We start from the raw sequence: 19,547 nt of genomic DNA, 5'->3' as shown, positions 1-19,547 counted from the left end.
CCTCAGGCGGCGCGCACCTGCGCGAAGAAGCGCTTCACGGTGCCGTCGATCTCCTCGACCTTCAGCTTCAGGTCGCCGGACAGGCCGTAGACGTCGGTCGAGGCGGCGGCGGTCTCGCCGTTCGCCTGCTTCACGACGGCGATCGCGCCGACCACTTCGTCGGAGTTGCCGGCCGCGCGCTGCGCGCTCATGGCGATCTCCTGGGTCGCCGCCTCCTGCTGCTGAACCGCCGCAGAGATCGAGCCCGCGATCGTCGCGACCTCGGCGATCGTCGCGAGGATCGAGGCGATGTCGTCGACCGAGGTGCGGGTCGAGGCCTGCACGGCCGCGATCTGGGCAGTGATCTCGTCGGTCGCCTCGGCGGTCTGTCGGGCGAGCTCCTTGACCTCTGACGCGACCACCGCGAAGCCGCGGCCCGCCTCACCCGCGCGCGCCGCCTCGATGGTGGCGTTCAGCGCGAGCAGATTGGTCTGGGCGGCGATGCTGGAGATCATCCCGACGACGGAGCCGATGCGCTCGGTGGTGTCGGCCAGGCTCGAGATCGTGCGGTTCGTGCGCTCCACGTCGGTGGACGCCTGCTGCGCAGTGACGAAGGAGCGCTTGGCCTGCTCGCCGATGTCGCGGATCGACGCCGCAAGCTCCTCGGTGGCGGCGGCGGAGGCGCGCACCACCTCGGAGGTGCCGGTCGCGGCCGCCGCCATCGCGTCGGCGCGGTCGTCGGTCGCCGCAGCCGCGGCTTCGAGCGTCGACGCGGTCTCGCCCATCCGGGTGGAGGCCTGCGCCATGCTGTCGAGAGACGCCGCCATGACCGCGTCGAAGCCGTTGATCGCGGTCTCGATGGCGGCGTTCTTCGCCGCGAGGTCGCCCATGATCTTGTCCTGATAGACCGAGATCGCGAGCTCCATGTCGAGCATCACCGCCTTCGAGACGGCGCGGGCGAGCCGCATCGCCTTCGGGCCCGAGAATCGGTGCGTGTCGCCGAGGATCTGGAACAGGCGGTCCTGCACGAAGGCGTAGCCGCCGATGTACCAGCGCGGCTCCAGCCCGATGCGGACGTGCGCCATGCCGATGCGGCGGACGCTGTCGAAGTAGCCGGCGTCGAAGGCGCCCGAGAACAGGCGCTCCCAGTGCCCGCCCTGCGCCGACTTCAGCCGCGGCTCGTTGCCCTGCACCCGCGCCGCGAGCTCCGGCTGGCTGGAGAGGTGGGCGTAGAACCCGTCGAGGATCGATCCGAGGTGAGGCTGAACCGCCGTCCACGCGGCGCGCAGCTGCTGCTTCGCCTCCTCGTCGATCTGAAGAAACAAGAGATGCGAGGACGCGTCGTTCGACGCGCCGGTGTGACTGGCCATGATTTCCCCCGAAGTCTGACGTCGATGCTCCGGGAACCGCGTTAACCACGGGTTACCCTGGGCATGGTCGCCGGGCGGCGCAACCCCGCGTTAACCTCTCGTCAACCATACGGGCGGCATTTTCTGCCGAGCGGAATGCGAGAGTTGCGGGGCGAGACATGTCGGACGTGACGGTGGCGGCGGATCGGGGAACGCCCCCGGTCGCCGTCGGAAACGGCTTCGCCCTTCCCCCAAGCCTTTCGAAAGCGTGGGGATTCCTGCGCACGGGCGACATGGGGCTCGCGCTCGGCGTCCTCGTCATCCTGTGCGTGCTGATCGTCCCGCTGCCGCCGCTGATCCTCGACCTGCTGCTCGCCGTCTCGATCATCCTGTCGGTGCTGATCCTGATGACCGCGCTGTTCATCGAGAAACCGCTGGAATTCTCGGCGTTCCCCACGATTCTGCTGGTCGCGACCATGCTCCGGCTGGCGCTCAACCTCGCCTCGACGCGCCTGATCCTCGCCCACGGCCACGAAGGCACCGACGCCGCCGGCCACGTCATCGAAGCCTTCGGCAACTTCGTGATGGGCGGCAATTTCGTCATCGGGATCATCGTGTTCGCGATCCTGATCATCGTGAACTTCGTCGTCATCACAAAGGGTTCGGGCCGCATCGCCGAGGTCGCCGCGCGCTTCACCCTCGACGCCATGCCCGGCAAGCAGATGGCGATCGACGCGGACCTGTCCGCCGGCCTGATCGACGAGGCGACCGCCAAGCTCCGCCGCAAGGAGCTCGAGGACGAATCGACCTTCTTCGGCGCCATGGACGGCGCGTCGAAGTTCGTGCGCGGCGACGCGATCGCGGCTCTGCTGATCACCTTCATCAACGTGATCGGCGGCATCATCATCGGCGTCGGCCAGAACGGCCTCGGCTTCGCGGACGCGGCGCATTCCTACACGCTGCTGTCGGTCGGCGACGGCCTCGTCAGCCAGATCCCCGCGCTGATCGTCTCGACCGCCGCCGGCATGCTCGTCTCCAAGGCCGGCGTCTCGGGCTCGGCCGACCGCGCGTTGGTCAAGCAGCTGTCCGGCTATCCGAAGGCGCTCGGCATCGCGGCCGCCGTGATGGCGGTCATGGCGCTGCTGCCGGGCATTCCGCTCATTCCCTTCATGGGCCTCGCCGGCGGTGCCGGCTGGCTGGCGTATCGCGCCTCCAAGAACAACGCCGTCGAAGAGCTGAAGCGGATCGCGACGATCGCGAACGAGGGCAAGCCGGGCTCGGCGGCGGGCTCCGCCGCGGGCGCCGAGGAAGAGCCGGTCTCGGCCGCGCTGAAAATGGACGAGGTCAAGATCGAGCTGGGCTTCGCGCTGCTGCCGATGGTCGAGTCCAAGGACGGCGCGCCCGACAAGCTCACAGAGCAGATCAAGGCGCTGCGGCGCTCGATCGCCGGCGAGATGGGATTCCTGATGCCCCAGGTGCGGCTGCTCGACAACATGCAGCTCCAGCCCAACGCCTATTCGGTGAAGGTGAAGGAGGTCGAGGCCGGGACCGGCTCGGTCTATCCCAGCCAGTTCATGGTGATGGACCCGAACGGTCGCCAGGTGAGCCTTCCCGGCGTACACACGGTGGAGCCCACCTTCGGCCTGCCAGCGACCTGGGTGGACGCGTCGCTCCGCGAGGAGGCGACCATCCTCGGCTACACGGTGGTCGACGCCACCACGGTGCTCTCGACCCATCTCAACGAGATCATCAAGGGCAACATGCCCGACCTGCTGTCCTACGGCGAGGTCAGCAAGCTCCTGAAGGATCTGCCGAAGGAGCAGGGCAAGCTGGTCGACGACATCGTGCCGAGCCAGATCTCGACCACGGGCATCCAGCGCGTGCTGCAGTTGCTGCTCAATGAGCGGGTCTCGATCCGCGACCTCGGAACCATCCTCGAGGGCATCGCCGAAGCGGTGTCCTTCACCCGCGCCCCGGCGCAGATCGTGGAGCACGTGCGCATGCGGCTCGGGCGGCAGCTCTGCGCCCAGCATCAGTCCTACGGCGGCTACGTGCCGCTCGTCACGCTGTCGCCCGCCTGGGAGCAGGCCTTCGCGGAGTCGATCGTGGGCACGGGCGAGGAGAAGACGCTCGCGATGGCGCCGTCGAAGCTGCAGGAGTTCATCGGCCTCGTGCGCGACCGGTTCGAGGACGCCGCCAAGCTCGGCGAGTCCCCCGTCCTGCTGACCTCGGCGGCGGTGCGGCCGTTCGTGCGCTCCATCGTTGAGCGCTTCCGCAACCAGACCTCGGTGATGTCGCAGAACGAGATTCACCCGCGGGCGCGGCTGAAGACCATCGCCAGCATCTGAGCGTCACGCCCAGCGCAAAAAGAAGCGGCGGCGCGTCCCTGGACGCGCCGCCGCTTTCAATTCGTCCGAGACCCAGAAACTTACGTGCCGGGCTTCGTGACCAGGGCGTCGACGGTCACGACCGGAACGGCGCGCCAGGAGGCGTTGGCCGCCGTCAGCAGGCCGCGGCTGTCGCGACGAACGTCCGCGCCGCTGGTGGCGACGCCGTCGGCGGCGAGGTGCATGGCGCCCACGGTGCCGGGGCTCTGGACGGCGGCGGCGTTGGCTGCGCTCGCGCGAACCGGCGCCTTGGGAGCGTCGACGGTCGAGGAGAGCTCGCCGGCGAAGGCGGAGGTGGAGATGAGGGTCGCCAGAACGGCGGCGACGGAGGCGATGCGGGTCATGGCTTGCGTCCTGATGACTGTGTCGGCGGGACCGACCCCGCCGTCTCTGGAGCGCAATATGCGGTGCACCGCAGCATGAAACAAACCGGTTGTATTCATACCGATTATCGACAACGGTAATTATCTATTCGACCAAAGGCGCATGCCTTGCTGCTCTACGGCTTTGGCGGCGCGGACCGAGCCTCCGTCGCGCTCTCGCCCGCAAAACCAACGGTCAGAAGAGCGACGACCGGCGGCGGGACGAAGCACCAGATGGGAATCGCAACAAAGACCAGCGCGCCGGCGCCGCAGCCGACCGCGAACGCAAGCAGGCTGAGCGCCATGGGGCCGAGTCGCTTTTTTGCGGCGGCGCGGGCCTCGGGGCGGATCGGACGCATCAGATCGCCGAGGTCGACCATCACCTGCGTCGTCGTACCGGTCATGATGGTGGACGGCGGCAGGCTCGCGAGCCGCACGCGGTGCACCGCGTTCTGGATCGCCATGGCGGCGACCAACGCGCCTCCGGTGGCGAGCGCCGGCCAGGCGTCGCCGTCCGGGAAAGGCCCGAGCCGCGCCGCAAGCGCCGCGGCGCCTGCAAGAAGAAGCGCCTGAAGCGCGAGCATGGCCCGTGTCACGGGCCACCCGCGCCGCTCCAGCCCGATCCCGGCGAGGCGGGCGACCAGCACCACTACGCAGAACAAGGGCAGCGCGAGCAGCTTCGCGAGCACCCCGGTCGCGCCCATCGCGACGGAGGCGCCGAGCGTAACGAAGTTGCCCGTGACGTGCGTCGTGAACAGCCCGTGCAGCGCAAGGAAGCCCGCGGCGTCCACATAGCCGGCGTTGAAGCTGAGCAGAACCAACAGGACGTAGCGCATCGTGCGATCAGGCGACGCCGCAGGCGTCCCGTCAACCGCCGGGCGTGATCACTCCGCGAACTGGTAGGTGACGGGAAGCCAGCGGTAGGTCGTCCCTGCGCGTTCGACGAACCCGAGCGACGGGAACGAGGTGTGGTAGCCGAGCACGGGCAGTTTCTCCGTCGCCGCCATGTCGTAGACCCGCGCGCGGGTCGCCTTGCCCTGCTCCTTGTCCATGTCGAACAGCGCGCTCCACTCCGGATGGGCGAGCGAAGCGACCTCGTGGTGGGCGCAGTCGCCCCAGGCGAGAAGGCGTTTGCCGCCGCTTTCGAGATGGTAGGCGAAGTGGCCCGGGGTGTGGCCGTAGGCTGGGACCGCGGTGACGCCGCCGACCACGTCGTCGCCGGGCTTGAGGAAGGTCGTGCGCGCAGCGAGCGGCGGCATCGTCTTGCGGAACAGCTTCGCCGACTTCAGCTCGTTCCCGCCTTCGGACGCCTTCAGCCGATCGTCCTTGGTCCAGAAATCATATTCGAGCGCGCCGACGACGTAGCGCGCCTTTGGAAACGTCGCGCGGCCGCCGTCCGTCAGCCCGCCGATATGGTCCACGTGGCAGTGCGTCAGCGCGACCACGTCGATGTCCTCCGGCGCGAAACCGGCCGCCTTCAGATTCTCGACCAGACGGCCCCCGGCGGGACGGGGAATGAAGCCTTCGGAGCCGTTGCCCGTGTCGATCAGGACCAGCTCCTGGCCGGTGTTGACGACGATCGGGCTGAAGCCCGGCTGGAACCGGCTTGGGGGCAGAAGGTTGGCGCGCATCAGCGCTTCGACCTCCTCCCGCGGACGGTCCTCGCCGACGATCGGCCAGGGGCCGTCGACCATGGCGGCTCCGTCGGAGACGACCGTGATCTCGAAATCGCCGAGCCGGAAGCGGCGGAACGGCGGCTCGCTCGATCCGAGGCGCGGCGGGGCCGCCTCCGCCGGCCCGGCGCGCAGCAGGGCGGGCATGGCGAGGAGGCCGCCGGCCGCCCCGAGGGCGCGGCGGCGGGTGATGCCTTCGACTGGCTTGAACATGGCGCGCCCCGGCTCGATGGTGATTGCGGACAAGGCCGAGTGATACGGCCGTCGGGAGGACGCGCGCTTGTACGAACCTGCTGCCGGCGCGCCTTCAGGCGGCGGGCTCGGGCCGCTGTGGCGGCTCGACGCCGGGCGGACGCTGTTCGTCGGGCCTCTGGTCTACAATGCCGCCCACCAGCACGGCGCGCCGGTGTTCCTGTCGAGCCTCGGCGGCCCCTTCGGCCTGCGCCTCAAGGGCGGCGCCTGGCTCGCCTGCGGCTCCGCCATGGTCCCCGCCGGGCTCAGCCACGAGCTGCGGCTCGACGGCGAACCGGTCATGGTGCTGTACGCCGAGCCGGACGCCGGCGGCCCGACCACTCTCGCGAGCCTCGTGACGGACGCCGAAGAGCGGGACGGCGCGGTCGTGGGGCGCTCCACGACAACGTCGCTCGCCCGCGCGCTTTACGAGCGCGCCGACAGCGTCGCCTGGGCGGCCGAGGCGCTCGACGATCTGCTGGGGTTTGGTCGCGGCCATGCGCGTCGGGAGGTCGATCCCCGTGTCGCCGCGGCCGTCGCCGCGCTCGCCGCGGAGGAGGCGCCCACGCTGGGAGCGGTCGCGCGCGCCGCCCGGCTGTCGCCGTCGCGGCTTCAGCATCTCTTCAAGGCGGAGATCGGCGTCCCGCTCCGCCGCTACCGCAGCTGGACGCGCATGCGGCGGGCGATCGCGGAGATCGTGACGGGCGCGAACTTCACCACCGCCGCCCACGCCGCAGGCTTCGCCGATCAGGCGCACTTCGCCCACGACTTCCGCGCGACGTTCGGCGCTCCGGCTTCCGTCAGCCTGACGAAGCCGCGCGGCTCTTGACGCCCTGCGCTCCGCCGTCCAAGGCGAGCGGCATGAACGCGCTCACGAACGGCCTCTACGACATCCCTTTCGGTCGGCTTCCCGCGATCGTCACCTACCTCGAGCGGACCGCCCCTGTCGCCGAGCCGCCGGCGGCGCTGCCCGCGGACGTGGCGATCTCGGCGGTCGAACGTCCCCGAGCGGACTGGTACCGCGCTCTCTTCCGCCGCGTGGGCGACGACTGGTTGTGGTCGGACCGCCTTCGGCTCACGGACGCGGCGCTTCAGGAGCTTCTCGACCAGCCGGAGCGCCGGCTCCTGCTGGTGACGCGCGGGCAAAAGGAAGTCGGGTTCGCCGAACTGGAGCCACCGTCCGAGGCGTCGGTCGAGATCGTCTATTTCGGCCTGGTCAAAGAGGCCGGCGGGGTGGGGCTTGGCCGGGCGCTGATGTGCGCGGCGCTCATCGCGGCGTTTCGGCCGGGCGTCGACCGCGTCTGGCTGCACACCTGCAACCTCGACGCCCCCGGCGCCCTCGCCTTCTACGATCGCATGGGGTTTCGCGCCTACGCCCAGAAGATCGAGATCAGCGACGATCCCCGGCTCACCGGGTTGCTGCCGCGCCACGCCGCGCCGCATGTCCCGCTTCACGGCTGAGCCTCGTCATTCGCCGATCGCCGCGGTGAACCGCTCCCGCCGCCCTTGCGTATGTCTGCGGTCTCGCGCCTTGGTGCGGGGCGGTCGACGGCCGACAAGGCCGTCTTGACGGCGGGCGTCCCGTCTGCCCCCGGCGGGGCGTCCGTTTCCTTCCATCCGGCGTCATGGCGAGCTGGCCGCCGCTGCCTTATGGTCGCGGCGTCGTGACGCCAGCCGATCGGGTCCGCCGTTGAGCCTCGACCACGTCAACCTGTCCAAACTCGATCTGAATCTTCTCGTCGCGTTCGACGCCCTGATGACGGAGCGCAGCGTGACGCGGGCGGCGACGCGCGTCGGGCTCGGCCAGTCGGCGATGAGCCACGCGCTCGCGCGGCTGCGCACCATGTTCGGCGACGAGCTCCTGACGCGCGGCCCCGACGGCATGCGGCCGACGCCGCGGGCGACGGCGTTGATCCTGCCGGTGCGGGGCGCGCTCGCGCAGATCGCCGAACTAACGCTGCGGGACGACGCCTTCGATCCCGCCACGTCGGACCGCACCTTCGTCATCGGCATGCCGGACAGCACCGAGGTGCTGCTGGTTCCGGCCCTGATGGCCCATCTGCAGAAGACGGCCCCCGGCGTGAAGCTGCTGTTGCGGTCGATCGACCGCCTTCGCATCCTTCAGGACGTCGATGACGGCCGCATCGAGCTCGGGATCGGGCTGTTCGAGGAAGGCCAGACCCACCACAAACGCCGGCTGCTCCACAAGGAGAGCTATCTCTGCATCTTCAACGCCGCGCTCGTCGGCGTCGAGCCGCCGATCACGATAGAGGATTACGTCCGCCTGCCGCACGTGCTCACCAGCCTGGTCGAGAGCGCTCACGGGGTGGTGGACGACGCGCTCGCCAAGATCGGCCGCGCGCGCACGATCGCGCTGACCTCGCCGCGCTTCACCGCGGTGCCCTTCGTGGTGAAGCAGGCGCCGGTCATTGCGACCATGCATTCCAAGGTCGCGCGCTTCTTCGCCGAGGCGCTCGAGCTCGCCGTCAGCCCCGCGCCGGTGATCCTGCCGGACGTCCAGGTGTCGATGCTGTGGCACTCGTCGTTCGACCGCGATCCTGGCCACCTCTGGCTTCGGAGCACGATCCGCAAGCTCATGGACGTCCATCCGCCCAGCCTCAACTTGTGGCTGAATCGCGAGGATGATTTCCTAAGTGTCTGAGCCGCCTCCGAATATGGCGCAACTTTGGACGAGTCACGGTTCGGCCGCATTTGAAGGTCACCAAAGAGGCTTCTGCGGCGGCGCGGGGACAGGAATGTGAAATCGGCTTTTGCGGGACTGGCGCTGGTCGCCCTGTGCGCGCCGGGCGCGATCGCCGCCGAGCGCGGCGCGCCGGTCGCCTTCGACTCGATGATTGCGCGCCACGCCGCGGCGAACGGCGTTCCCGAGGAGCTCGTACGCCGGGTCGTCGTCCGCGAAAGCAAGTACAATCCCGCGGCCTACAACCGCGGCCATTACGGCCTCATGCAGATCAAGCACCAGACGGCCAGGGCGATGGGCTATCACGGCTCGCCACAGGGCCTGCTGGACGCCGAGACCAACCTGACCTACGGCATCCGCTACCTCGCCGGCGCCTACAAGGTGGCCCGCGGCGACCACAACCGCGCGGTGCGCTTCTACGCCAGCGGGTACTATTACGACGCCAAGCGCCAGGGACTGCTCGCGCAGATCGGCCTCGGCCGGAACGCGAAGCCCTTCCCGACCGTCGCTTCGGCCACGCCGGCTGCGACGAGCGCGCCCGCCGCCCCGACGCGCGTGATCGCGACCAACGCCCAGCCTGTCCTCGCCGCCATGACGCCGGTCGCGGCGACGTCCGCCGCGCCCACGGCGGCTCCGGCAAGGCCGCAGGCGGACGGCGCCGCCGTTAACGCCCGCATCGCCGCGGCGGGGGATGCGGTCGGGGGCTTCGGTCGCGTGGCGTCGGCCGCTCCCGCGGCGTCTGTGCGCGACGCCCAGGCCTTCGCCGAAGCCCGCGCGCTGGGCGCTCCCGCCGCGCTGGTGGAGATGCGCGGGCCTTCGCGCCCCATGCCGGCCCTCATCCCGCTTCCGCCTGTGGGCCGCCCCGGGCCCGCGGTCGCGACTGCGGCCGCAGCTTCGGCGAAAACGCCAGCGGCGAGCGTCGCCGCGGCTCCCGTTCTGCAGACGGCCTCTCTGGCGCAACCCGGTGTGCCTTTGCCGCCGATGCGCGAGCCCTCGACCGCCACCGGTTCGGTCAACCCCGCCCCTGCGGCCGCAGCGCGGCCGGAGCCGCGCCGCTACCGCGGGCCGAAGTAGCCGCTCGGCTCAGACCTTCACGGTCAGCTTGACGTCGAGATTGCCGCGGGTCGCCTCGGAATAGGGGCAGACCACGTGCGCCTTCTGGACGAGATCTTCCGCGGCGGCCTGCTCCAGACCCGGCAGAGCGATCTCCAGCGCGACTTCGATGCCGAACCCCTTGCCGTCGTCGCGCGGACCGAAGCCGACGGTCGACGTCACTGACGCGTCCGCGGGGACCGCCACTTTCTCACGGCCGCCGACGAAGCGCACCGCGCCGAGGAAGCAGGCGGCGTAGCCGACCGCGAAGAGCTGCTCGGGATTGGTGCCCTCCCCGCCCGCGCCGCCCATCTGCTTGGGCGTGCTCAGCGTCACGGCCAGATTGCCGTCGAGCGTCGCGGACTTGCCTTCGCGGCCACCGCCGGTGGCCTGGGCCTGGGTGGAATAGATGGTCTTCATGTCTCGCTCCTCTAGCTGTCGCCGGCTCGACCGAAATTGCCGACGCCATTTATATCGCATGCGATTAAATCGGTGGCGATATGATTTTTGATGCCAGCTGGAATGCGAAATCGCGGCAATTAGATCGTGCGCGATCGATATCCCGGCGCCATGTTGGAGTGATGGCCAACGTCCCGCTCGATCTCGACGCTTTCGTCTGTTTCGCGATCTACTCCGCGAACGGCGCGTTCAACCGCGCCTACAAGCCGGCGCTCGACGCTCTGGGGCTCACTTATCCGCAGTACGTGACGATGGTCGCGCTTTGGACGAAGGACGACGTCACCGTCGGCGAGCTCGGCGATCGGCTGTTCCTGGAATCGAACACGCTGACGCCGCTGTTGAAACGTCTGGAGGGCGCGGGCTTCGTCACGCGCCGGCGCGATCCAGCGGACGAGCGGCAGGTGCGCATTCAGCTGACGGAGTCGGGGCGCGCGCTGAAGGAGCGCGCCAAAGAGGTCCCGCAGACGATCGCAGGCGCGTTCGCGGCGACGAACCCCGAGGACGTCGCGCGGCTCCGCGCGGAGATCGCGCGCCTCAGGGACGCGTTGAACGAGCGCTGAGGCGCCGAAGATCAGCCGGCGCGGAGTTCGCTACGCCCGAGACCGATGCGGTCCATTTCGGCCTGGTCGCGGGCGGCCTCGGCGAGACGCTCCCGCACGCCGTCGCGCTCCTCGAGGATCTCGATCTTCTTGAGCTCCTCGAACGCTTCCGCCAGCGCGGCCTGCGCGTCGGCGAGCTGCCCTCGAAGTTCGTCGGCGGACCGCGCGAGATTGTCGCGGCGCACCTTCGCGGCCTTGGCGTAGGTCGGATAGGCGTAGTGGGCGACGTCGTGGATGCCCGCCTTGTCCTGCTCCGCAAGGATTTCGCGATCGAGATCGGCGGCCATGCGCTCGAATTCGGCGATCATGGTCTCGATCTGGGCGACCTGGCGACGTTTGTCGTCGACCTGGAAGCGCTTGAGTTTCAGCAGGGTGTCTCTGGATTTCATGTCAGCCATGAACGCACACGCGGGTTAGCGTCAGGTTTCCGAAACGCCTAAGATCGAAGCGAGTTGAGCGTAGCCTTCTCCGAGACGCGTTGCTTCTTCCTTACCCTGACCCAAAAAGCGTTCGATCGGCCCGTTTAAAGCGATGGCTTCGTCCACCTCGGGGCTCGAACCAGGACGATAGGCCCCGAGCCGGATCAGTTCCTCCATGTCGGCGTAGGTCGCCATCGTCCGGCGGGCCTTCGAGATCAGCGGCCGGCGCTCTTCCGGCGTGGATTTCGGCATGGTCCGCGACACGGACTTCAGGATGTTGATCGCAGGATACCGGCCCCGTTCGGCGATTGAGCGCTCCATCACGATGTGCCCGTCGAGAATGCCGCGCACGGCGTCCGCCACCGGCTCGTTGTGGTCGTCGCCGTCGACCAGCACCGTGAAGATGCCGGTGACCGTTCCGGCGCCCACGCCAGGCCCCGCCCGCTCCAGCAGCCGGGGCAGTTCGGCGAACACGGTCGGCGTGTAGCCCTTCGCGGTCGGCGGCTCGCCGGTGGAAAGGCCGATCTCGCGCTGCGCCATGGCGAAGCGCGTGACCGAATCCATCATGCAGAGCACCGAGGCGCCCTCGTCCCTGAAAGCCTCGGCCAGCGCGAGCGTCAGATAGGCCGCCTGCCGGCGCTTGAGGGCGGGCTCGTCGGAGGTCGCGACCACGACCACGGAGCGGGCGAGGCCCGCCTCGCCGAGGTCGTCCTGCAGGAACTCCTGCACCTCGCGGCCGCGTTCGCCGACGAGGCCGATCACGGCGACGTCGCAGGCGGTGTTGCGGGCGAGCATGGCGAGCAGCACCGACTTGCCGACGCCGGAGCCGGCGAAGATGCCGATGCGCTGGCCGGCGCAGCAGGTCACGAAGGTGTTGAGCGCGCGCACGCCGAGGTCGAGCGGCCCTCCGAGCCGCTTGCGGGCGTGGGCCGGCGGCGGCGACCGGCGGAAGGGATAAAGCAGCGGCCCTTCCTTCGGCGGCCCCTTGCCGTCGATCGGGTCGCCCATGGCGTCGACCACCCGGCCGAGCCAGGCGCGGCTGGGCCGTACGCCGGGTTCCGCCGCGCCGACGATCGCCCGGCAGCCGCGGCGCACGCCCTCAAGCGGCGCGAAGGGCATCAGCAGGGCGCGGTCGCCCTGAAAACCCACGACCTCGCAAGGCGTCTCGCGCCCGCCCGCGGCTTCGATCGAAACCCGGCCGCCGATCGCCATCGCGCCCAGAGGCCCGGCCACCTCGACCAGCAGGCCCCGAACGCCCACGACGCGGCCATAGACCTCACGGTCCGGCACCGCCTCGACCGCCTCCACGAGCCCCCGCATTCGCTCGTCTCCAAACATTCCTAGCGAATCATGACCGCCGACGCTCAACCGTAACGGTTCGTTTACCGCCACGCCCAATCATGGCCTCAACGCTTAAGACCCGAGAAACCGTAACGCCCCCTCGAATGTTCGAGTCGGAAGAGTCGGTTAGCCTCGTTTCTTAAGTTTTGAACTGAACTCTCTACGCCAATTTTTTCTCAGGAATCTGAGCAATTTAAGGCGATTCACGAGAGTTTTGAGAACGAGCTTGCGGCGCAGAATCACCATCTGTTAACTATTAGTCGTTAAGCTTGAATCGGACTGGAAACGATCGGTTCACCGTGCCGGGCGCCGGGTACTCCGGGGCAGGCCATGCGGGCATCGGTGGAGGAGTCGCATGCGCGTTCTTCTGATTGAAGACGATAGCGCCACGGCGCAGAGCATCGAGTTGATGCTCAAGTCAGAGAACTTTAACGTCTACACGACGGAGCTTGGCGAAGAGGGTATCGACCTCGGCAAGCTCTACGATTACGATATCATTCTTCTTGACCTGAACCTGCCCGACATGTCGGGGTATGAGGTTCTCCGGGCGCTCCGGGTCGCGAAGATCAAGACGCCGATCCTGATCCTTTCCGGCCTCGCCGGGATCGAGGACAAGGTCCGCGGCCTTGGCGTCGGCGCCGACGACTACATGACGAAGCCCTTCCACAAGGACGAAATGGTCGCGCGCATTCACGCGATCGTCCGTCGCTCGAAGGGTCACGCCCAGTCCGTCATCACGACCGGGGACCTTATCGTCAACCTCGACACCAAAACGGTCGAAGTCGGCGGCGCCCGGGTCCATCTGACGGGCAAGGAATACCAGATGCTGGAGCTCTTGAGCCTGCGTAAGGGCTCGACGCTCACCAAGGAGATGTTCCTGAACCATCTCTACGGCGGCATGGACGAGCCGGAGCTGAAGATCATCGACGTCTTCATCTGCAAACTCCGGAAGAAGCTCGCGAACGCCACCAACGGCAAGAACTACATCGAGACGGTTTGGGGCCGCGGCTACGTGCTGCGCGAGCCCAACGAAGACGAAGCCCGCGCGATCGCCTGACGCTTCTGAACTTGGTCGCTTTGATCCGTCGAAAGCCCTGCGCCGCAAGCGCGGGGCTTTCCGCGTTTCAAGCGGGGTCGCACGTCGCGGGGCAAAGCTTTCAGGCTCCGGCGACGTCGATGTCTACACGACGCGAAAAAGCCCGCGCGAAGCGGGCTTTGACATGTGTCCCAAGCGCGCTCAGCCAAGCCTCAACGGCGGAACGCGGCGATCTTGGACTGCAGCGACGGGGCGGGCGGCGTCGCCGGCGTCGCGCCTTGGGCGGGGGCGTTCCCGAAGGCCGGGCGGGCCGCGGGAGCGGCGGCGGCGGGAGCGTCGGTCCGCATGAACAGGCCGCGGTGGTTCGGGTGGCTTCGGACGGGCGCGGTCGCGCCCATCACCGTCTCGGCCGCCCCCAGCACGAGATAGCCGTCCGCGGGCATCTGCTTCGCGATGCGGCGGACCACGTCGTTCTTGGTCGCTTCGTCGAAATAGATCAGCACGTTGCGGCAGAAGACGACGTCGAACGCGCCCAGCGGCGAGAAATCGCGCAGCAGGTTCAGCGTGCGGAACTGGATCCGGTTCCGCAGCTTCGGCGAGATCCGCCACTGGTCGCCTTCCTGCGTGAAGTAATCGACGAGCATCCGCACCGGCAGTCCGCGCTGCACCTCGAACTGGGTGAAGAGGCCGTTGCGGGCGCGTTCGAGGATGTCGGACGCGAGGTCGGTCGCGACGATCTCCACCGTCCAACCCGCGAGCTGCGCCGCCTTCTGCTCGAGCAGCATGGCAAGCGAGTACGGCTCCTGGCCGGTCGAGCACGCGGCGCACCAGATCCGGATCTTCCGCTGCGTCGCGCGTGCGGCGATCAGCTGCGGAAGCACCACGTCCGTGAACTGGGTGAAGGGCGTCCCGTCGCGGAAGAAGAACGATTCGTTCGTGGTCATGGCTTCGACGACCGACTGCGCGAGAGCGGTGTCGCCGCCGCGCATCAGCTTGCCGATGAGCTCGCCGATCGACGCGATGCCCGCCTTGCGGGCGACGGGCCCCAATCGGCTGTCGACGAGGTAACGCTTGTCCTCCCCGATGATCAGGCCGGAGCGTTCTTTCAGGAAGCGGGCGAGGAAGGTGAGATCGGCCGGCGTCACGCGCGGTCTCCTGAAAGCAGGCGAACGATCTTTGGACCGATCTGGGGCAGAGGGAGCACCGCCGAGCAGCACCCGGTGGCCGCGGCGGCGCCGGGCATGCCCCAGACGACGCTGGTGGCTTCGTCCTGGGCCATCACGGACCCGCCGACGCCTGAGATCATCCGCACGCCCGCCGCGCCGTCGGCGCCCATGCCGGTGAGCACGACCGCGAGAAGCGACGAGCCGTAGACCTTGCTGGCGCTGCGGAACATCGGCTCGACCGACGGCTTGCAGAAGTTCTCCGGCGGCCCGTTGTCGATGGAGGCCTGCAGCGCCGCGCCCGACTGGACCAGCGAGAAGTGCTTCCCGCCGGGCGCCACGTAGATCACGCCGCGCTCGATCGGCTCGCCGTGGGTCGCTTCGCGCGCGGGGCGACCGGAGACGGCGCCGAGATGTTCGGCGAGCGCCGCCGTGAACGTCGCCGGCATGTGCTGGGTGATGAGGATCGGCACCCGCGAGAGCGCGTCGACGCCGATCGCCTTCAGCACCGCGGCGAGCGCCGTCGGCCCGCCGGTGGAGGAGCCGATCGCAAGCGCGCGCACCGGCGCGGAGGAGAACGGCTTCAGCGTGATGCCGGGAGCGGCCGCACCGGGCGGCGTCGGCCCGGGCCGCAGGAACCGGCCGCTCGCGGCCTGGGCGATGGTGTGGAGCGCGGCCGCGCGGGGGTCGGCCGCCCGCGGCGCCGAACGGCGGCGGGCGATCTCGCCGAGCACCTTGATCTTCGCGACGAGGTCGCGGCGGTAGTCGTCCTGCGCGATCGCGGCGCCGGGCTTCGCCAGAAAATCGGCCGCGCCGAGAGCGAGACAGCGCAGCGAGACGTCGGCGTTACGGCGGGTCAGCGTCGACGCCATCACGATGGCCAGGTCCGGCTTCGCCTTCAGCAACAGCGGCAGCGCGGTGAGCCCGTCCATGTCGGGCATCTCGATGTCGAGCACCACGACATGCGGTGCCGCAGTCGCCAGCTCGGCGAGCGCCGAGCGTCCCGTCCGGCAGGAGGCCACGACGTCGAAGCCCGGCTGTTCGCCAAGCCAGCGCGTGACGAGGCCGCGGACAACCGCGCTGTCGTCCACGATCATGACGCGCACCTTCTCGGCGGGTGCGACGGCGGCGGCGGTAATCATGCTGGGCCTGCTATGCTCGGTGTCGGTTCAGAGCAGGCCGACTTCGGCGAACTTGGAGCCGATGATGTCCTTGTCGAACGGCTTCATGACGTACTCGTCCGCGCCCGCGCGGAGCGCCCGGGTGATGTAGGAGACGTCGTTCTCGGTGGTGCAGAACACCACCTTCGGCGCGTCCCCCCCGGGCAGCGAGCGCAGCTCGACCAGAAACTCGTAGCCGTCCATGACGGGCATGTTCCAGTCGAGCAGGATGCCGTCCGGCATCGCCTGCTTGCAGAGCGCGAGCGCGCTCTGGCCGTTCTCGGCCTCGGAGATCTTGAGGTCGAAGCCCTCGAGGATGCGCCGGGCGACCTTTCGGATCACGCTTGAGTCGTCGACGACGAGACAGTGTTTCATGGAATTGTGTCCTGCAGTTAGCTCAGGCGGCCAGAGCCGAGATGGACGGTTCGAGCGCGTGGTCCACGTCGAGGATCAGGAGCAGGCCCCCGTCGAGGCGATGGACGCCCTCCGCCACGCTGGCCCAACGCGGGTCGAGGGTCACCGGCGTGGTCTCGCGCTTGGCTTCGGCGAGCGGCATCACGTCGCCGACGCGATCGACGATCAGCGCGAGCGCCTCGCCCTTGTGCTCGATGCCGACCGCCATCGCCTTCGACAGATCCGCGCACGGCGGCAGGCCGAGGCGGGTGCGCATGTCGATCGCGGTCACGATGCGGCCGCGCAGGTTGAGCACGCCGGCGACCTCGGGAGGCGACAGCGGCACGGTGGTCAGCTTCTCGAGCGTGAACACCTCGCGGACGCGGCCGATCTCGATCCCGAAGATCTGGTCGGCGATCGACACCGTGACGTAGGTGGTGGCGTCATCCATGGCGGCGCTCACGCGGCGATCCTCCAGCGGGGAGCAAGGGTTTCGAGAATGGCGAGCAGCGTCGGCCGGTCGAACTTCGACACGCACTCGCTGAAGCCGGCGGCCGCGGCCTTCTCGTATTCGGCGACGGAGCCGGTCGAGGTCAGCGCGAGCAGCGGCGTGTGGGCGGCGTGGGGCTCGGCGCGGAGGGCCGCCGCAAGCGCGAAGCCGTCCATCTCCGGCATGTCGAGATCGGCGATCACGGCGTCGAAACTGCGGCCGCGCTGGACGAGCGCGAGCGCGTCGGCGCCGTTCCCCGCCGCGGCGACGCGGTAGCCCGCCGCCGAAAGCACGGGCGTCAGCATGTTCAGGAAGAACGCGCTGTCGTCGACCAGCAGGACGCTCGGCTGCGTGTTGCGCTCGTGCGGACGCTCCTTGCGGGTCATCCAGTCGTCGAAAGCGAGCGTGAGGTAGTGCGCGATGTCGATGATCTCGGTCGCCTTGCCCGCCAGCACCGAAGTGCCGAGGATGCCGGGCACGATCGACGCCGCGCTGATCTCGACCGCCTGCTCGACGATGTCGAGAATCTCGTCGACCATGAGGCCGACCGAGCGATCCTCGTCGGTGAAGACCAGCAGCGCCTGCTGGCCCTCGCCCGACATCATGCCGTCGCCGACCGGGATCAGCGGCATGAGGCCGCCGCGGTACTGCACGATCGGCCGACCGTCGGTGACTTCGATGGTGGACGCGTCGATCATCTCGAGGCGGGTCACGAGGGCGAGCGGCACCGCCTTCGGCGCCATACCCCCGGCCCGGAACAGCAACAGCGACATGACGAGGCCCTGGTCGACCACGGCCGCGGGCTCTTTCGCGTGCATGCTCTCGTGCACGTCCGCGGGGCCGACGGCGGAGGCGAGGCCGTTCGGGTCGAGGATCAGGATCACCGACCCGTCCCCGAGGATGGTGGTGCCCGAGAACAGGCTGATGTGGTTCAGCCGCGAGGCCATCGGCTTGACCACGATCTCCTCGGTGTGAAGCACGTCGTCGACCACGATGCCGAAGACGTTCTCGCCCACCTGCGAAATCACGACGAAGGCGTCGTCGGCGGTTTCGTCGGAGGCCGCCGCCAGGCCGAGCAGGCCGCGCAGCCGCACCAGCGGCAGCAGGCGGTCGCGCAGGCGCAGCAGCGATGCGTCGCCGATCCGCTCGATGCGATGCTCGCTGCCAGGGCGGGCGCGCACCAGTTCGGTGACGGCCACCTGCGGGATCGCAAAGGTCTCGCCGGCGGAGGTCACCATCAGCGCGGAGACGATGGCGAGGGTCAGCGGGATACGGATGATGACCGCGGAGCCCTTGCCCTGCGTCGACCGCAGGTCGACGGCGCCGCCGATCAGCTCGATGTTGGAGCGCACCACGTCCATGCCGACGCCGCGGCCGGAGACGCTGGTGATCGCCGCCGCGGTCGAGAAGCCCGGGGCGAAGATGAAGCGGTGGACCTGGGCGTCCGACATCTTCTCGACGTCGGCCTCGGTCGCGAGGCCGTTCGCGATGGCCTTCTTCCGGATGCGGTCGGTGTCGAGGCCGCGGCCGTCGTCGCCGATCTCCACGATGATGTGGCCGCCCTGATGATAGGCCGCGAGCTTGATCGTCCCCGTCTCTGGCTTGCCTGCGGCCACGCGCTCGGCGGGCGTCTCGAGCCCATGGTCCGCGCAGTTGCGCACCATGTGGGTCAGCGGGTCCTTGATGAGGTCCAGCACCTGGCGGTCGAGTTCGGTCTCGGCGCCCTCGGTGACGAGTTCGATCTTTTTCCCGAGATCGGACGAGAGGTCGCGCACGATGCGCGGCATGGCGCGCCACGCCGCGCCGATCGGCTGCATCCGGGTCTTCATGACCCCTTCCTGCAGCTGGGCGGTGACGTGGCTCAGGCGCTGCAGCGACGCGCCGAAATCCTTCTCGCCGTGGCGGCGGACGATGTCGGTGAGCTGGTTGCGGGTGAGCACCAGCTCGGAGACCATGGTCATCAGGCGATCGAGGGTGTCGACGCCGACGCGGATCGTCTGGCCGGCGAGCGCGCTCTCGGCGCGGGCGTCGTCGCCGCCGCCGTCGATCGCCTTCAGGACCGGCGCCGTCTTCGCCGGCGCTTCGGCGATCGGCGCGGGCGCCGGAGCGGGCTTGGCGGCGAGCTCGGGACCCGGGGTTTCGCGGAAGGCGCGCTCCAGCTCGTCGAGCGAAACCTCGCCGACGCGCAGTTCGCGGCCAAGCGTGGGGTCGATCTTGGGCGCGGGCGGGTTCGCGGCCTCGACCGCCTTCCGCTCCAGCTCATGGATGATGTCGTGGTCGTCGCCGTCGGGCTCGGCGCCGGTGCGCTCGAGATCGGCGAGGATCTCCTTGATCCGGTCGATCGCCGCGAGGATCAGCGTGACGGCGTCCGGGGTCGGCATGGCGCCGTTCCGGAATTCGCCCATCAGCGTCTCGGCGGCATGGGCCAGCGCTTCGAGCCGGGACAGTCCAAGGAACCCGCAGGTGCCCTTAACCGTGTGCACCAGCCGGAAGATGTTTCCGAGGATGCTGGCGTTGGTCGGCTCCTGTTCGAAACGAACAAGCTCGACGTCGACGAAATCGAGGTTTTCTGCAGTTTCGGTCAGAAAGTCGCGCAGCAGCTCGTCCATTCACCCCTCCCCCGGAGACGCAACGAACAGGCGCTTCTCGGTACAGCGAAGAGTGTCGTGCAAAAAGCATAACGGATGGTTGCGGGTTGCCCGCCCGTTAGAGT

The 19,547-nt window shown here is 68.9% G+C and carries 18 protein-coding genes and 1 pseudogene; 7 read left to right on the top strand and 12 right to left on the bottom strand.

Annotation, left to right across the window (positions count from 1 at the left end; all coding sequences use genetic code 11):
* Positions 1–2: 2 nt before the first annotated feature.
* Positions 3–1,349, bottom strand: a complete 1,347-nt coding sequence (locus K244_RS0100630; RefSeq protein WP_020184302.1) for a globin-coupled sensor protein — start codon at positions 1,347–1,349, stop codon at positions 3–5.
* A 158-nt stretch (positions 1,350–1,507) separates the two neighbouring features.
* Here K244_RS0100630 and flhA point away from each other — a divergent pair, with 158 nt between their 5' ends.
* A complete protein-coding gene (flhA, locus tag K244_RS0100625) occupies positions 1,508–3,676 on the top strand; it encodes a flagellar biosynthesis protein FlhA (protein WP_020184301.1) in 2,169 nt (722 codons plus the stop codon).
* An 80-nt stretch (positions 3,677–3,756) separates the two neighbouring features.
* Here the strand turns inward: flhA and K244_RS0100620 are convergent, their stop codons facing one another.
* From K244_RS0100620 to K244_RS0100610, 3 genes are all read right to left on the bottom strand, one after another.
* Positions 3,757–4,059 (bottom strand): hypothetical protein, encoded by a 303-nt coding sequence (locus K244_RS0100620; RefSeq protein ID WP_020184300.1) that lies wholly within the window; start codon positions 4,057–4,059, stop codon positions 3,757–3,759.
* Positions 4,060–4,214: 155 nt separating this feature from the next.
* Positions 4,215–4,913 carry a YoaK family protein gene (locus tag K244_RS0100615; RefSeq protein WP_020184299.1) on the bottom strand — a complete coding sequence of 233 codons (699 nt, stop codon included), beginning with the start codon at positions 4,911–4,913 and terminating at the stop codon, positions 4,215–4,217.
* Positions 4,914–4,961: 48 nt separating this feature from the next.
* Positions 4,962–5,963, bottom strand: a complete 1,002-nt coding sequence (locus K244_RS0100610) for an MBL fold metallo-hydrolase (protein ID WP_020184298.1) — start codon at positions 5,961–5,963, stop codon at positions 4,962–4,964.
* A gap of 67 nt (positions 5,964–6,030) precedes the next feature.
* On the opposite strand from K244_RS0100610, the gene K244_RS0100605 reads away from it, so the two are divergent.
* From K244_RS0100605 to K244_RS24370, 4 genes and pseudogenes are all read left to right on the top strand, one after another.
* Positions 6,031–6,810, top strand: coding sequence for a helix-turn-helix transcriptional regulator (locus K244_RS0100605; protein ID WP_020184297.1), 780 nt, complete (start codon positions 6,031–6,033; stop codon positions 6,808–6,810).
* Positions 6,811–6,842: 32 nt separating this feature from the next.
* Positions 6,843–7,442, top strand: coding sequence for a GNAT family N-acetyltransferase (locus K244_RS0100600; protein ID WP_020184296.1), 600 nt, complete (start codon positions 6,843–6,845; stop codon positions 7,440–7,442).
* 229 nt (positions 7,443–7,671) lie between these two features.
* The gene (locus tag K244_RS0100595) at positions 7,672–8,643 is read left to right on the top strand and encodes a LysR family transcriptional regulator (RefSeq protein WP_020184295.1); all 972 of its coding nucleotides are present in this window, start codon (positions 7,672–7,674) and stop codon (positions 8,641–8,643) included.
* 183 nt (positions 8,644–8,826) lie between these two features.
* Positions 8,827–9,159 (top strand): annotated as a pseudogene (locus K244_RS24370) (transglycosylase SLT domain-containing protein); the annotation flags it as partial.
* 606 nt (positions 9,160–9,765) lie between these two features.
* Here K244_RS24370 and K244_RS0100585 read toward each other — a convergent pair.
* Positions 9,766–10,194 carry an organic hydroperoxide resistance protein gene (locus K244_RS0100585; protein WP_020184293.1) on the bottom strand — a complete coding sequence of 143 codons (429 nt, stop codon included), beginning with the start codon at positions 10,192–10,194 and terminating at the stop codon, positions 9,766–9,768.
* Between the two features lie 161 nt (positions 10,195–10,355).
* Between K244_RS0100585 and K244_RS0100580 the strand changes: the two genes are divergently transcribed.
* A complete protein-coding gene (locus K244_RS0100580) occupies positions 10,356–10,793 on the top strand; it encodes a MarR family transcriptional regulator (protein WP_020184292.1) in 438 nt (145 codons plus the stop codon).
* Positions 10,794–10,804: 11 nt separating this feature from the next.
* Here the strand turns inward: K244_RS0100580 and fliJ are convergent, their stop codons facing one another.
* A complete protein-coding gene (gene fliJ / locus K244_RS0100575; RefSeq protein WP_020184291.1) occupies positions 10,805–11,221 on the bottom strand; it encodes a flagellar export protein FliJ in 417 nt (138 codons plus the stop codon).
* A gap of 30 nt (positions 11,222–11,251) precedes the next feature.
* The gene (fliI, locus tag K244_RS0100570; protein WP_020184290.1) at positions 11,252–12,571 is read right to left on the bottom strand and encodes a flagellar protein export ATPase FliI; all 1,320 of its coding nucleotides are present in this window, start codon (positions 12,569–12,571) and stop codon (positions 11,252–11,254) included.
* Positions 12,572–12,947: 376 nt separating this feature from the next.
* Between fliI and K244_RS0100565 the strand changes: the two genes are divergently transcribed.
* Complete coding sequence (locus tag K244_RS0100565; protein WP_020184289.1) at positions 12,948–13,649, top strand: response regulator transcription factor; 702 nt, start codon at positions 12,948–12,950, stop codon at positions 13,647–13,649.
* 191 nt (positions 13,650–13,840) lie between these two features.
* On the opposite strand, the gene K244_RS0100560 is transcribed toward K244_RS0100565, so the two are convergent.
* The 5 genes from K244_RS0100560 to K244_RS0100540 are packed head-to-tail and all read right to left on the bottom strand — an operon-like array spanning position 13,841 to position 19,443.
* Complete coding sequence (locus tag K244_RS0100560; RefSeq protein ID WP_020184288.1) at positions 13,841–14,773, bottom strand: protein-glutamate O-methyltransferase CheR; 933 nt, start codon at positions 14,771–14,773, stop codon at positions 13,841–13,843.
* Positions 14,770–15,933, bottom strand: a complete 1,164-nt coding sequence (locus K244_RS0100555) for a chemotaxis response regulator protein-glutamate methylesterase (protein WP_020184287.1) — start codon at positions 15,931–15,933, stop codon at positions 14,770–14,772. Before K244_RS0100555 ends, K244_RS0100560 begins: the two co-directional genes overlap by 4 nt.
* Positions 15,934–15,960: 27 nt before the next feature.
* Entirely contained in the window at positions 15,961–16,326 is a 366-nt protein-coding gene (locus tag K244_RS0100550; protein ID WP_020184286.1) for a response regulator, read from the bottom strand.
* Between the two features lie 22 nt (positions 16,327–16,348).
* On the bottom strand, positions 16,349–16,807 hold the full coding sequence (locus K244_RS0100545; RefSeq protein ID WP_020184285.1) for a chemotaxis protein CheW: 459 nt from the start codon (positions 16,805–16,807) through the stop codon (positions 16,349–16,351).
* A complete protein-coding gene (locus tag K244_RS0100540; protein WP_020184284.1) occupies positions 16,804–19,443 on the bottom strand; it encodes a hybrid sensor histidine kinase/response regulator in 2,640 nt (879 codons plus the stop codon). The genes K244_RS0100545 and K244_RS0100540 overlap by 4 nt, the downstream gene beginning before the upstream one ends.
* Between the last annotated feature and the right edge of the window lie 104 nt (positions 19,444–19,547).

The sequence above is a fragment of the Methylopila sp. 73B genome, assembly GCF_000526315.1.
Taxonomy (GTDB): domain Bacteria; phylum Pseudomonadota; class Alphaproteobacteria; order Rhizobiales; family Methylopilaceae; genus Methylopila.
The sequence above is the reverse complement of the archived record's forward strand: the minus strand, read 5'-3'. Positions and strand labels throughout refer to the sequence as shown.

Excerpts from the sequence above, each read along its gene's own strand:
- K244_RS0100630 (WP_020184302.1), bottom strand. The coding sequence starts at position 1,349 with ATGGCCAGTCACACCGGCGCGTCGAACGACGCGTCCTCGCATCTCTTG.
- flhA (WP_020184301.1), top strand. The coding sequence starts at position 1,508 with ATGTCGGACGTGACGGTGGCGGCGGATCGGGGAACGCCCCCGGTCGCC.
- K244_RS0100620 (WP_020184300.1), bottom strand. The coding sequence starts at position 4,059 with ATGACCCGCATCGCCTCCGTCGCCGCCGTTCTGGCGACCCTCATCTCC.
- K244_RS0100615 (WP_020184299.1), bottom strand. The coding sequence starts at position 4,913 with ATGCGCTACGTCCTGTTGGTTCTGCTCAGCTTCAACGCCGGCTATGTG.
- K244_RS0100610 (WP_020184298.1), bottom strand. The coding sequence starts at position 5,963 with ATGTTCAAGCCAGTCGAAGGCATCACCCGCCGCCGCGCCCTCGGGGCG.
- K244_RS0100600 (WP_020184296.1), top strand. The coding sequence starts at position 6,843 with ATGAACGCGCTCACGAACGGCCTCTACGACATCCCTTTCGGTCGGCTT.
- K244_RS0100585 (WP_020184293.1), bottom strand. The coding sequence starts at position 10,194 with ATGAAGACCATCTATTCCACCCAGGCCCAGGCCACCGGCGGTGGCCGC.
- K244_RS0100580 (WP_020184292.1), top strand. The coding sequence starts at position 10,356 with ATGGCCAACGTCCCGCTCGATCTCGACGCTTTCGTCTGTTTCGCGATC.
- fliJ (WP_020184291.1), bottom strand. The coding sequence starts at position 11,221 with ATGAAATCCAGAGACACCCTGCTGAAACTCAAGCGCTTCCAGGTCGAC.
- fliI (WP_020184290.1), bottom strand. The coding sequence starts at position 12,571 with ATGCGGGGGCTCGTGGAGGCGGTCGAGGCGGTGCCGGACCGTGAGGTC.
- K244_RS0100565 (WP_020184289.1), top strand. The coding sequence starts at position 12,948 with ATGCGCGTTCTTCTGATTGAAGACGATAGCGCCACGGCGCAGAGCATC.
- K244_RS0100555 (WP_020184287.1), bottom strand. The coding sequence starts at position 15,933 with ATGATTACCGCCGCCGCCGTCGCACCCGCCGAGAAGGTGCGCGTCATG.
- K244_RS0100550 (WP_020184286.1), bottom strand. The coding sequence starts at position 16,326 with ATGAAACACTGTCTCGTCGTCGACGACTCAAGCGTGATCCGAAAGGTC.
- K244_RS0100540 (WP_020184284.1), bottom strand. The coding sequence starts at position 19,443 with ATGGACGAGCTGCTGCGCGACTTTCTGACCGAAACTGCAGAAAACCTC.